This is a genomic window from Gimesia chilikensis (assembly GCF_007744075.1).
Taxonomy (GTDB): domain Bacteria; phylum Planctomycetota; class Planctomycetia; order Planctomycetales; family Planctomycetaceae; genus Gimesia; species Gimesia chilikensis_A.
Genome location: NZ_CP036266.1, coordinates 6,047,116 through 6,059,332, shown reverse-complemented (window position 1 = coordinate 6,059,332; position 12,217 = coordinate 6,047,116). Strand labels below are relative to the sequence as shown.

At 53.3% G+C, this 12,217-nt stretch carries 10 protein-coding genes; 4 read left to right on the top strand and 6 right to left on the bottom strand.

Annotation, left to right across the window (positions count from 1 at the left end; all coding sequences use genetic code 11):
- Positions 1-10: 10 nt before the first annotated feature.
- Complete coding sequence (locus HG66A1_RS22740) at positions 11-976, bottom strand: DUF1559 domain-containing protein (protein WP_145189460.1); 966 nt, start codon at positions 974-976, stop codon at positions 11-13.
- 588 nt (positions 977-1,564) lie between these two features.
- Between HG66A1_RS22740 and HG66A1_RS22735 the strand changes: the two genes are divergently transcribed.
- Positions 1,565-1,789 (top strand): ferrous iron transport protein A, encoded by a 225-nt coding sequence (locus tag HG66A1_RS22735; RefSeq protein WP_145042658.1) that lies wholly within the window; start codon positions 1,565-1,567, stop codon positions 1,787-1,789.
- A 77-nt stretch (positions 1,790-1,866) separates the two neighbouring features.
- On the top strand, positions 1,867-4,152 hold the full coding sequence (gene feoB / locus HG66A1_RS22730; protein ID WP_145189457.1) for a ferrous iron transport protein B: 2,286 nt from the start codon (positions 1,867-1,869) through the stop codon (positions 4,150-4,152).
- 65 nt (positions 4,153-4,217) lie between these two features.
- Here feoB and HG66A1_RS22725 read toward each other — a convergent pair whose 3' ends face one another.
- Genes HG66A1_RS22725 through HG66A1_RS22715 form a run of 3 tightly spaced genes read right to left on the bottom strand, consistent with a single transcriptional unit; the run spans position 4,218 to position 7,632 of the window.
- Positions 4,218-4,418 (bottom strand): hypothetical protein, encoded by a 201-nt coding sequence (locus HG66A1_RS22725; protein WP_145189453.1) that lies wholly within the window; start codon positions 4,416-4,418, stop codon positions 4,218-4,220.
- A 51-nt stretch (positions 4,419-4,469) separates the two neighbouring features.
- Positions 4,470-6,806: an aminotransferase class III-fold pyridoxal phosphate-dependent enzyme gene (locus HG66A1_RS22720; RefSeq protein ID WP_145189450.1), complete on the bottom strand. Its 2,337-nt coding sequence runs from the start codon at positions 6,804-6,806 to the stop codon at positions 4,470-4,472.
- A complete protein-coding gene (locus HG66A1_RS22715; protein WP_145189447.1) occupies positions 6,784-7,632 on the bottom strand; it encodes an HpcH/HpaI aldolase family protein in 849 nt (282 codons plus the stop codon). The genes HG66A1_RS22720 and HG66A1_RS22715 overlap by 23 nt, the downstream gene beginning before the upstream one ends.
- A 218-nt stretch (positions 7,633-7,850) precedes the next feature.
- Here HG66A1_RS22715 and HG66A1_RS22710 point away from each other — a divergent pair, with 218 nt between their 5' ends.
- Positions 7,851-8,525: a FadR/GntR family transcriptional regulator gene (locus HG66A1_RS22710; protein ID WP_145189444.1), complete on the top strand. Its 675-nt coding sequence runs from the start codon at positions 7,851-7,853 to the stop codon at positions 8,523-8,525.
- 301 nt (positions 8,526-8,826) lie between these two features.
- On the opposite strand, the gene HG66A1_RS22705 is transcribed toward HG66A1_RS22710, so the two are convergent.
- The gene (locus HG66A1_RS22705) at positions 8,827-10,521 is read right to left on the bottom strand and encodes a hypothetical protein (protein WP_145189441.1); all 1,695 of its coding nucleotides are present in this window, start codon (positions 10,519-10,521) and stop codon (positions 8,827-8,829) included.
- Positions 10,518-11,066 carry a sigma-70 family RNA polymerase sigma factor gene (locus HG66A1_RS22700; RefSeq protein ID WP_145189438.1) on the bottom strand — a complete coding sequence of 183 codons (549 nt, stop codon included), beginning with the start codon at positions 11,064-11,066 and terminating at the stop codon, positions 10,518-10,520. Before HG66A1_RS22700 ends, HG66A1_RS22705 begins: the two co-directional genes overlap by 4 nt.
- Before the next feature lie 413 nt (positions 11,067-11,479).
- On the opposite strand from HG66A1_RS22700, the gene HG66A1_RS22695 reads away from it, so the two are divergent.
- Complete coding sequence (locus HG66A1_RS22695) at positions 11,480-12,094, top strand: hypothetical protein (protein WP_145189435.1); 615 nt, start codon at positions 11,480-11,482, stop codon at positions 12,092-12,094.
- Positions 12,095-12,217: the final 123 nt, after the last annotated feature.

Genomic DNA, 12,217 nt, shown 5'->3' with positions numbered 1-12,217 from the left:
AAAGCGAAGCTTACCATTCACCCAGAACATTGGCATCGTTGTAGTTACCCAGGTTACGCCAGATGTTGATATCGACGTTGTCTGAAGCGAAGCGGATTGATCCGTCAGCCAGCAGCACATGCACGCCTCCAACGTGTTTGCTGCGAGCAGACAGGAGCGCGTTGGTAGAGCTCGAACCGGCACCGCAGTCAGGAATCTTGGAGTTAGGTGTATATACCGTGCAATAATAGTGCGACTGATACAGCGAGGCGTAGAACCAGGAGTAGCCCTGTTGAGAGCCGGTGGTATTACTGCCATAGACGGTGGCACAGGTCGCAGCACAACTGTTGTTGGTCGGCAACTCGCTACACATCGGAGCGCTGGCGAAGGTTTCGGAGACCATCATGGTGTTGGTGGTTCCGTCTTCAACGTCGCGGATGCGAACGCTGTTGTTCATACGGAACATGGAATTGACATCCTGGTTGGATCCCGTGATGTTACTCACGGCAGTGTCAGAAGTCAGAGCCAGACTGCGACAGGCCATGTAGTTTGTCGGGGCATAGTTTCCGTCCGGTTGACGAGATGAGTCACTGGGGCAGCGGAGAACCGGCAGCTTCTCTCTACGGATATTGCTGTTCGGAGCGGCGCTGACACCGTGTTCCATTTCCCAGTTGATCTGGTTATAGAGCGGGGCCTGATCCAGGAATGGCAGGATGCGGGGAATCCAACCCAACTGACTGGTCGTCCAGGATGTGACGCCGGATCCGTAGGTTCTACGGATATCACCAGGGGGAAAACACTGGAAGTTATCGTGATAGTTGTGCAGTGCCAGACCAATCTGCTTCAGATTGTTTTTACACTGCGAGCGACGCGCTGCTTCGCGTGCCTGCTGAACGGCCGGCAACAGAAGTGCAATCAGAATCGCGATGATTGCAATGACCACCAGCAGTTCGATCAGCGTGAATCCACGCTTCTTTTTGAGCAACACTTTTTCCATGAACTGGAACTCCCTGAAAACGAGTAATGAAAAACAACAAATAAGTTTTGTTGAAGAAAATGTTTCAGATATAGGGACTCTCTTCGCAGTGAATTGTCTGGGAAGAAAGCGGGAGTAGGCCTGAGGGCCCTGATAGATTGGTTAAATATATTTGTGTTGAATCAGACGGAATTTAACATCGAATTTACAAAAACATAGAAAATTCAGTCTGTGAGCTCCGTCAAGGTATCAGTTGAACCTGATACCCGCGAATCATCACCCCACTATTTTAAGGTTTGATGAAGGGTAATCACAATCTTAATACATTAAAAAATTGTGAGGATAATTTATAAGCTTTGTTATTGTATGTGTTTATGTGCACACTTTGGTTTGGCCGCAGTCGAGCCAGGGGACAGATTCGGGAGAGTTTTTCTGTCACGGCAACAACGAGGCTCAGAAGAGTGACTCGGAGAGCGATCTGCTAACCTTCATTTTCCCTGATTTGAGGAGTTGAAACTGAGTCTCAATTTCCTTATATTAGAGTGTTCCGAGCGAATCGTATATCAATCGCATGTGGCTGTATCCCTTTAAGTTGAGACCAGTAAAGAGATGACGTTAAACGAGATCGTAAAAGGCCAGATCGCACGCATTACCAACATTACCGGTGAGGATGCGATTTCCATCCGGCTGATGGAGATGGGTTTGATCGACGGTGAGCAGATTCAGTTGCTGGGAAAAGCGCCTCTGGGTGACCCGCTTGAATTTGCGATTCGTGGCTATCGACTTTCTTTACGTCTGAACGAAGCCCGGTGTGTCGAGATTGAACTCGTTTAATTCGAGTCTCCTCATTGCGTCGGAAGACAACCAGTCGATCCCTCCAGCCGAAAGCGCCGCTTTCTGATTTTAAGTTCATGATCAACTCCCCTGCTACCTCACAGAAAAAAATGACGGTTGCCATTATCGGTAATCCGAATACCGGTAAAAGTACTCTGTTTAACCTGCTTTCCGGCGGACATGCTCATATCGGTAACTTTCCCGGAGTGACCGTCGAAAAGAAGGTGGGGCACGTACATTGGGAGGGACGTGAGCTGGATCTGGTTGACCTGCCGGGTACCTACAGTCTGGCTCCCCGTTCGATCGATGAAATGGTCGCTGTCGACGTACTATTGGGACGCCAGAAACAGGTCGATCGGCCCGATGCGATTATCTGTATCGCGGATGCCTCTAATCTGGAGCGCAATCTGTATCTCTTCAGCCAGATTATGGACCTGACGATTCCGGTAATCCTCGTACTAAATATGTACGACCTGGCCCGCTCGCGCGGAATTGAGATTGATGCGGCCGGTCTGTCAAAGAAGTTAAATGTTCCCGTCATCTGCACGGAGGCGCATCATGGCGTCGGGATCGCCGATGTGAAACAGGCGATCCTGGAGATTGAACCCGGTCGCCAACATACAGCACAGCAACTGTTTCCCGAGAATTTTTATGCAGAGCGGAAACTGTTGCAGGAGAAGCTGAAAAACGAAGAGAATCAGACGCCACCCGATTTTTTGGTCGATCGACTGCTGCTGGATGTCGGCGGCTATGTGGAAGCTTATTTCGAGGATCATACTCAGAACGGCCTGATTGATCAGCTGCATGAATCCCGCACCCGCTTGAAAGAGTCGGGGTGTGTAGTGCCCGCGATGGAAGCCCGTGTGCGGTATGCCTGGGCACGGGAGCAGTTAAGCGGCGTACTCACACATCCCCAGGATCATCAGGAGACAGTATCCGATAAAATTGACCGCTGGCTGACTCACCCGGTCCTCGGATTTCTGTTCTTTTTCCTTCTGATGTTCTTTGTCTTCCAGTCAGTCTTCACCTGGGCTGGTCCCGCGATGGAGTATATCGAATCAGGTCAGGGTATTGTGGAAGAGACAGCCCAGGCACTGGTCGGTCCCGGTCCCCTGCGTAGCCTGCTGGTCGATGGTGTGATTGCCGGGGTGGGAGGAGTGCTCATCTTTCTGCCGCAGATCGTGATCCTCTATTTCTTCATCGCCGTTCTGGAAGACAGTGGTTACATGGCGCGGGCTGCATACATCATGGACCGCCTGATGCGCAGCCTGGGGCTGAGTGGGAAGTCGTTTATTCCACTGATGTCGTCCTTTGCCTGTGCCGTCCCCGGGATCATGGCGACCCGGGTGATCGAGAACCGTCACGAACGTCTCACGACAATTCTGGTCGCTCCCCTGATGAGTTGCTCGGCCCGCTGGCCCGTTTACACTCTGTTCATCGCGGCCTTTATTCCGAATATTGTTTACTTTTCGATCGCAGGCAGTCCTCTTGTCTCATTGCAGGGAATCGTGCTGTTCGCGATGTCCTCGATTGGCGCCCTGATCGCGATTCCAGTCGCCTGGTTCCTCAAGCGGATCTGCTTCAAAGGAGAAGTCGCTCCCTTCGTGATGGAACTGCCTGGTTACAAGTGGCCTTCTCCCCGGCACGTGTTTTATCGTGTGTATAACCGGGCCAAGTCCTTTGTGGTCAAAGCCGGAACGTTGATTTTTGCTACATCGATTCTGATCTGGGCCGCCGGATATTTCCCGGGCGACCACACCGAACAGTTCAAAGTGGAAACCCGACTGGAAACCATTGACGCTTCACTGGCAGAGCTGGAAACACAGATCGCTGATGCGGAGGTACTGGAGCCGGCTGCCGTCAAAGGCCTGCAGGCACAGCAGGCCGAACTCAGTGCAGAACAGGAGATCCTGGCGGAGAAACAGAATCAGATCAGCAGCCAGCTGGTAGAAAACAGTTTTCTGGGACAGGCAGGACATTTTATCGCACCAGTTGTCAAACCGCTGGGCTGGGACTGGAAAATCGGGGTAGGGGTTATCGCATCCTTCCCCGCGCGTGAAGTGATTATCTCGACTCTGGGGACGATCTACAGTCTGGGTGGTGATGTGGGCGAAGATGACGAAGGGCTGATCGGTTCCATTCGATCCGCGACCTGGCCCGATGGCAGTAAGGTCTTCAATATTCCGGTGGCGGTCTCCATCATGGTCTTCTTTGCCCTGTGTGCGCAGTGCGCTGCGACTTTAATGGTAATGCGTCGCGAAACCAACAGCTGGTTCTGGCCGGCCGTCTCCTTTACATATATGACCACGCTGGCCTACCTGGGAGCACTGGTCTGCTATCAGGTGGGAATGTTACTGATCTGACAGTAGTGTCTCCGAGGCTCTGCTAAGGTATCAGGTACTCATTATGAATGAGGTGAAACAATGAATCAGATCGACTGGCAACTGGTGATCGTATTACTCTGCGTCGCGACAGCCGGATTGTGCATTCTGCGACGTCTGGTACATTTTTTCAAACAACGCCCGGGCTGTGCCGGCGGCTCCTGCAGCGGCTGTCCTTCGAGTTCAGAATCTTCTTCCGCACCGAATTTCATATCGCTCGACCAGTTAAAATAGGTGAGTGCTGACACAGCACGGGGATCAACTGTGATCCCTCAACCTCACTGCGTCCAGCGGCTGATTCAGCTTTTCGGGCTGGGGGTCAGCCGGGCAAATCCGGAGTGTCGGATCGGAGTACTCAATCGCGCCATTAAGTCATCCTGGTCAAGTGCCTGCTTCAGTTCGGCGAACACGGCGTCTGCTGCCTGGAAGTATGCGTCGACATGCCGCTGCTCATGGGCGAGTGTCGGATAGAATCCACTGCCGGTCAGGAAACCGTGATCCAGCATGCGAATCGTAAACAGCGTCCCCAGTTCGGCAGCCTGAGGATGGTCGAACGTATGATGCAGCAGAACTGCATGCCCGAAGACTTTGACGGGCAGTTGATGGCGTGCTCCCAGCTCGCTCCAGCCGGCACGAAACGCTTCCCCGATCTGGTTAATGTGCTGACGGACATCGACAGACCGCATTTTTTTGATGGTCGCCAGCGCCGCTGTCGGACCGACGCCTTCGGTCCAGTAAGTGCTGGAGATGAAAGAGTTCTCGGCGGCATCCATGACACTCCGCCTGCCGATGATGGCTGCAATCGGGTGTCCGTTGCCGAGTGCTTTTGCAAACACGGCGATATCAGGCTCGATTCCGTAATGCAGATGTGCGCCGCCCAGCGTCAGTCGCCAGCCGGTGGTGATTTCATCGATCACCAGCACCGCCCCGCACTCGTCACAGATCTCGCGAACCGCTTCCAGAAAGCCTGGTTCGGGGTGAGTGTAGCGCGTGGGTTCCATTACGACAGCAGCCAGTTTTGAACCGCGTTCCTTCACGATCTGTTTCAGGGCATCGATATCGTTGTAGGTGAAAGGGTGTGTCGTCTCTGCCAGTCCCATGGGAACGCCCGCCGGTTCCAGGCCGGGCAGCAGGTGCTTGTCGAGAGTGGTTCCCGTTTCGGCTGACTTGCGGGGCAGGTTGGTGGCCAGGTACCAGTCGCTCCATCCGTGATAGCCGCACAAAGCGACCTCATCGCGGCCGGTCGAGGCGCGGGCGATTCGAACAGCGATCGACATCGATTCGCCGCCGGTGCGACAGAAGCGGGTCTGGTCGGACCAGGGATGCAGTTCCGTCAGCAGTGCAGCGAGTTCGACTTCTTCCGGGGCATTCAGCGAACTCATGGAGCCGAGCTGCACCCGTCGTACGACAGCGTCAGTCACATCGGGGTCGCGATAGCCCAGCAGGCAGGAGCCGATTCCGGACGTCGCCAGATCGTGATACTTTCTACCGTCGAGGTCAATCACTTCGCAGCCGCTGGCTTCCCGGTAATAGCCGGGCCAGCAGTCCGGGGCAAACATTTCGGGACGCTTGCTGAGTAACTGTGTGCCGCCGGGAATCAACTGCTTCGCACGTCGATAGGTTTCCTGGGTCTGATTCTGCGGGGAGGCAGTCTGGATGCCCAGCATCTGCCGTGCGTTGGTGCCGAAAATACGTTCGACGTCGGCATCATTCAGTCTGAGTGTGTGGCAGGCCTGTTTGAGGGCCAGCAGGGATTCGAGTCCCACACGCGCCGGTTGGGCAAACTTGGATGTTTCCCAGTTAACGTTCTGATCCCCCAGCCAGAGAAAGCCATCGCCGATACTCACGCAGCGTCCCGTAAGTTCGCTGACGGAGAAGTCGGTTCCAAACATCAGGCGGGTAGTGCCGAACTCGCGGAGAATGGCTTCGAAAGGTTGCGCTTCACAGACGGCGGAGGTGTCGAAGAAGACGTTATCCAGACCGCGCAGAGAGGCGATGCCTTCGGTGGTATGATTACCACAGAAGCCACGGGCGGCATGCGCCAGGATCAGTTTTGCGTTGGGGTACTGCAGGCAACGGTTGCGGATATAGCTCTGATTGACTGGATCTGCGACAGCACGGGCGCGGACCATGTGCAGCATGATAGCCAGACTATATTGTTCGGACAGTTCCCAGGCCCATTCCGGTATGAATTCCTGGGGCTCCGCTTCCAGGGTGTCTGGGCGGTCGGCGTAGACATGATAGACCTTGAATCCACTGTAGGGGCCTGCTTTGATTTTGGCTTCGACTTCAGCGGGATCGTCTGCGGGGGTGACCAGTAGCAGGGCACGCGAACCGGGCTGATCTTTGATTTGATTGAGGACGTACTCGTTGGCCCCGTCCCGTTCCAGTTTGGGATTCGGAATCGCAAAGAACAGGCCCGCAGAGGGGCGGAGCGAGCCCATCCAGGGTTCCTGCTTGTCACAGTATTCCTGCCAGCCGGAGAAGCCCTGTGCATTTTCAGCAGAGGAGGGCAGTCCAGCAATAGCATCCTGGGGGCGATAGAAGTGGGCATGGGCGTCGAAGCTGCCCGGGGGTATAAACTGCTTCAGTTGCTGGTCGAAGAGTGTCTTGTCATCGGGAAGCTTGCTGTTCATCACTCTTGCCCTCCAGGTAGGCTGTGGCTGGTTTGTTGAGCTGATTATCGAACGTGAACCCAATCTGGCTGAACTGCTGCTGCATCAGTTCCAGGCCATTCTTGATGAAAATAATATCCGCCATGTGGAACAACAGCCGGGCACCTTTGCTGAGCAGTACTTGTGCGTGTTCGGTGTTAAAGGTCGGCATGCCCCAGTGTTTGCCCTGGTTTGCGGCGGCGGCAGCAATGGCGTCGATGGCAGCCTGGAGGCGTGGATGGTCAAATTGTCCGGGGAAGCCTTCCAGGATCGAGAAGTCACCCGGCCCCAGCATCAGTGCATCAACTCCCGGGACTGCTGCAATGGCTTCCGCCTGGTCGACCGCTGCCTGTTCTTCCAGCTGGATGATGATAAATGTATTTTCGTTTGCCTGCTGAATGTACTCACCCATCGGCATCGTGCAATAAGGCATGTCCGGATTGCCGCCGTCGAATCCCCGTTTTCCCAGAGGGGCAAACTTGGACCATTTCACCACTTCCGCTGCTTCTTCTGCGCTGCTGCAGCGCGGGTACATGATGCCCTGGGCACCCGCTTCCAGCATGCGTCCCAGTCGCATGAACTCGCCGTTGGCCGGCCGGGCCAGAATGTCAGAACTTCCGATCCGGGCTGCCCGCATTAACTGGTTGGCGGTCTCCACACTGTAGGTGTGATGTTCCATGTCCATCCAGATGCCATCGAAGCCCATCAGGCTGGTCAGTTCAAAGACGCTGGGGTCTAGCAGATGCAGCTGGGTAAAGAGGACCGGTTTATTCTGGTTGAGTTTCTGTTTGACGCGACTGATTCGCATTAAGGATTTCCTTTGTCAACGATGGCACGCGGCGGTGATTGGAAGCTGACGGTGTTAACAATCATAAAATATTGTAGGATAAAAAAAACTGCAAGGCTCATCGGAGGTGAGTCTGGAATGAGTCTAAAATAACATAATTCTCTGTTTTATGAGGAGATAGGCAGATCTCCAGGCTGAGATAATTGACATGTGGGTTTTAATTGTATGATAATATCGGCATGAAAACCGATTCTTCGCAAAATACGATGGCGACCCGACTGGCTGAGCAAATCCGTACGCGCATCGCTGAGGAGCAGCTGCCGGCGGGCCATGTGTTTATGACGGAAGGGCAACTGGCTGAAGAATATCAGGTTTCAAGGACGATCGTCCGGGAGGCTGTCAGTCGCCTGCGTGCCCTGGGGATTCTGGATGGGAAGCAGCGCAAAGGGCTGGTCGTGAGGCGGCCGGACCTGGTTCAGCTGTTATCGGAAAGTCTGCCGCTGCTCACTGTCTCATCGCATGAACGTGATGAACTGAAATTGCTGCGGTATGTATTAGAAATCGGTGCGATCGAGCTGGCGGTCAAGAATGCGACGGAATCACAGATGGACCAGTTGGATGCGCTGGTAGCTGAGATGCAGTCCTGCCTGGAAGATCAGGAATGGGAGCGATCAGTTGAGCTGGATCTGGCGTTTCACTCCCTGGTGCTGGAGATGACCGGTTCCAAATATGTCGCCGGCATGCAGCAGATTCTTGCGGAGTATTTTCATAGTCTGCCGGAAATTGACCGCCTGGATTCAGGTAGATCTGCACGGATCGTCTGGGAGCATGCGGAACTGGCCAGTGCCATTCGCAGGCAGGATCGGGAACATGCCCGCGTGTTGATCCGACAGCAGTTTGAGGATCTGATCTGATTCTCAAAATACGCTGTGTATCAAATAAGAAGGGGGCCATGCCGTCACGTGCATGACCCCCGCCGTTCAGGGACTAGTGGGATAGTACGAACTCAAACTACCCTTGGATCCACAAAACATTTGCCTGCTGTCAGGTAATTGTTCTGCCCTCGATAAAACCTACTCAGGAAAACAATCATTTTTTAATTTTTTGTGAAAAGAGCTGAGTGAGCGCATCGGTAAGGGATTTATTGCTCACTCGGTTACAGGGATTTCCCTCGGTTCGCGTTCGTTGTATCAACGGGACTTGATGAGAGAGACTCTATTCAGGCAGCTTGTTGGGGTCCTGGAAATTCACAACAGACTCCCAGGAAGACCCGATTCGTAGTTCATCAAACCGGTATTTACTGGATTTGCCGGCATGGATACGAAGGTGGGGGTAGATGTTGGAATCTTTGAAGGGCGTGGAGACGCAGGTCCAGATCAGCGGTTCCTGATCGGGAATGGTTTCATCTTCATAAAAGACACGCAGGAAAATCTGGTCGGGGGCATTCTCGCTGGCGACGATTTTCGCTACATAAAAGTAAGTCGTTTCCGGCAGAAGGGGAGGTGCTTTTTCCTGGGTCTGCCCTTTCAGTAGCAGGGTGGGGTAATTCTGGGAATTCACCCCAAACATGATCTTGTCTCGTTGACCGGTCAGTTTATCGATCTGATCGGACTGCAGCGAAATATTCCCGTAATGGAGTCCTGCCGCCGTTGGTTCTGCAGCCTGCTGGATGAAGAAGCTGACGTAGTACAGCACATCTGTATCGAGACGAATCGGTTTTTCCAGGGATCGCCAGGCGGTGTTGCCCCGTTCCAGTTCAATGCTGCCGGTTTGGTCTTTGGATTTCTGATCAGGTTGAAGCGAAAGCTGGGGCAGGCTTTTTCCTGGGGCTTCGCTCAGTTTTTGCGCCCGGCTGCGCCAGGGGGTTGTCCAGCCGAAACCGGAATTACGCCAGTCAGAGAAGCGAGCCGGGTCGGCAATTTTCGGGGGATGAAAACTGTCATAGGCCAGCAGTTCCTTGCGGACCGCGGTCAGGGCCTTGGGTTGGCCGGGAACTTCGCGTTTGAATCGCGTTGGTTCGAGGTTGATTTCCTTATTGGTTTCTGGTTCGATCAGGCGGGCATTTCCCTCATTCACGACCAGGGGAGCGGAAATCTGAGCCAGCTCAATTCCAGGCTGAACGCGAACCGCTCCCTGGAAAACATGCAGCTCGGTTCCCCCGTCTTCAGCGACTTTGGCACCATACTCGGTGCCGATGTCATAGAAGCGAGCCTGCGGGGTCACCAGTTCAAACTCGGGAGAAGATTCGTAACCGTGCAGCACCACCGAACCGGAGGCGATTTTCGCACAGGTCGCAGAATCGATGCTGATGGTCGTCGGTCCTTCCAGTACGAGCCTGACGCCGCTGTCAAAGCGGAATTCCGCGATGCCTTGCAGCAGGGTTAAATTTTTGGAGAGCAGTCTCTGGCCGGAGAAACGTGGCGGGTTTTCATTTCCCCATTTGCAGTCAAAGGACCGTGAAAGTGTGGCGACGTAAGAATCGCTCAATGCCAGCGGAGGATCTTCACTGGCTTTATTGTCTGGTTGTACGACCTGCTCGGGTTGATTCCAGAAGAAGTGGCCGGTCATGATCCATTCTGTGAGCAGAAGGACTGAAACCGAAGCTGCTGCTACCAGGAGAAATGCGACGGCATGTCCGCCACTGCGACTGGTGGGCGAAGTCGCAGTCTCTTGAGCCGGCTGAGGAGCCTTGATTCCCTGCAGGATCACTCTATCGAGTTCACGAAGTCGATCGGTACGGTTTCTGGCGATGCCGGAATTGACATCCAGTACGTCGAAATAGTAAGTCCGCGCCTGGGGATTCTCCCGCAACGTCTTTTCGAAGGCGGCAAACTCGTCTGCAGAGAGCTCGTCTTCCAGAAACTGATTCAGGAGTTCGTCAAACTCCGGGGGAATTTCCTGCAGGCTCATCTCAGGCTTCCCTCCTGTTTCAGTTTTCGTTTGACGCATTGCGCCAATTCACGTCTGAGTGCGCTGAGACGGTTGTAGAGTGTCTGCACGGTCTTACCCGCTTTGCAGGCAAACTCCTTGATCGATTGTTTTTCCTGGGTGGAATGGATCAGCAGATCCTGGTCCGCCTGGCTCAAGCTGTAGAAACAGTCTTGCAGGAGCTCCAGCCTGAGATTGTAGTTGCTCAGATGTTGCATTCGCTCCTGTGACATCGTTTCAATTAACTCCTGGCTGAAATAGTGCCGATCACGCTGGTTACTTCTCCGAAAGTTGCAGACGGTGAAGTATACAATTCCACAGGCCCAGGCAAAGAAGTCGCGTTCCTGATCAAACTCGTCGAATTTATTCCAGAGCGTCAGGCATACATGCTGGTATACGTCCTCGGCATCAGAATTGTGGGGTACAAGCGTACGAATATAACCGAATATTCGTAATCGCTCCTGCTCCAGCAATGATGTAAAGGTCTCTCCGGAATTTTGATCCGAAGATGAGGTCGTAATGGACATACCGACAAGGCGCTCCGTTCAGTTGAGTCTGCTGTTCAGCCAGAAGATTACTATACTCGGAAAAATCTGGCATTAAAACAAGTCTTGCAAACTTCAGGTGAGAACGGAAAGCCTGACCTGACTCTGATTAAACTCTGCTACCTGCATCTAGGTATTTCTCCTGGCAGGAAAATACCTCAGGTGGCTATAAAGAGTTGTTCGGTGAGCAGTGAGATCTAATGTCAAATTTTTGAAAAACATATATAATTCACCAGATTTGTGGTGAATTACAAGTGGAATCGTATTTAATGTGAGCAGAGGGAGTCTGATGGTAGAGAGTGGTTTGAGGAAACAAATCAGTCTTACAGATGTAGTAGTCCATTGGAAGCAAAATTAAAGCGGGTTTTTCTGAAATATTGGAAAGAGCGTTGTTGATGAATCAAAGCGAGTTGAAATCCGGGTTTTTGTCGCGAGCAGGTCTGCTGTCTCTGCTTCTGTTCATCGCCGGTCTGGGATGTCAGGATCCACAGGATATCGCCCGGAAGCAGGGAATGGCCGATGGAAATGAAGCCCAGGGGCAGGCCCCCGCGCGGGCAGCTGAGGAGATGCCCGCCGCCGCAGAACAGGCAGCTCCTGAACCAGCAGCCCAGCCGGCGGGCGGAGACCAGAAGAAGAGCATTCTGCAGAAGACGACCGCTGTCGTGGTGGATGCGAAGAAAGCATTGGAGAATCCCGAGATCAGTGTCGTCGACGGGAAGATCAAAGGCGTCGATCCCTTCTCTCAAGCCGGAAGTGCTTATGTCTCAATGTCGTCCCGCGTGAGTACCCTGGGAATGCAACAGGCGATTAAGGCCCATAAAGCCTTGAATGATCGATTCCCCACTTACGACGAATACATGCAGATGATGAAAGAGAACCGGGTCGAGTTTGCAGCACTGCCCCCCTATAAAATGTATGGCTACGATGCTGAATCCGGGAACATTCTGGTCCTGGAGGATAAAAAGAAAAAAGCAGAGCTCTACAAGGAAGCGGGAATTCCGCTCGACTGATCTCTGTTCGGCATGGGATCTGCGTCTTACCTCTTCTATCCCCCCATTGAAGAGTGAATGTTGATTTAGAGCAACATTCGTTTCAAAACGGAATCAGCGTGTTGATGTTTCGCAACATGCTGA

Bases quoted from the DNA above. Each gene is read 5' to 3' on its own strand.
- HG66A1_RS22735 (WP_145042658.1), top strand. From the start codon at position 1,565: ATGACGTTAAACGAGATCGTAAAAGGCCAGATCGCACGCATTACCAAC.
- HG66A1_RS22710 (WP_145189444.1), top strand. From the start codon at position 7,851: ATGAAAACCGATTCTTCGCAAAATACGATGGCGACCCGACTGGCTGAG.
- HG66A1_RS22700 (WP_145189438.1), bottom strand. From the start codon at position 11,066: ATGTCCATTACGACCTCATCTTCGGATCAAAATTCCGGAGAGACCTTT.
- HG66A1_RS22695 (WP_145189435.1), top strand. From the start codon at position 11,480: ATGAATCAAAGCGAGTTGAAATCCGGGTTTTTGTCGCGAGCAGGTCTG.
- HG66A1_RS22740 (WP_145189460.1), bottom strand. From the start codon at position 976: ATGGAAAAAGTGTTGCTCAAAAAGAAGCGTGGATTCACGCTGATCGAA.
- HG66A1_RS22705 (WP_145189441.1), bottom strand. From the start codon at position 10,521: ATGAGCCTGCAGGAAATTCCCCCGGAGTTTGACGAACTCCTGAATCAG.
- HG66A1_RS22715 (WP_145189447.1), bottom strand. From the start codon at position 7,632: ATGCGAATCAGTCGCGTCAAACAGAAACTCAACCAGAATAAACCGGTC.
- feoB (WP_145189457.1), top strand. From the start codon at position 1,867: ATGATCAACTCCCCTGCTACCTCACAGAAAAAAATGACGGTTGCCATT.
- HG66A1_RS22720 (WP_145189450.1), bottom strand. From the start codon at position 6,806: ATGAACAGCAAGCTTCCCGATGACAAGACACTCTTCGACCAGCAACTG.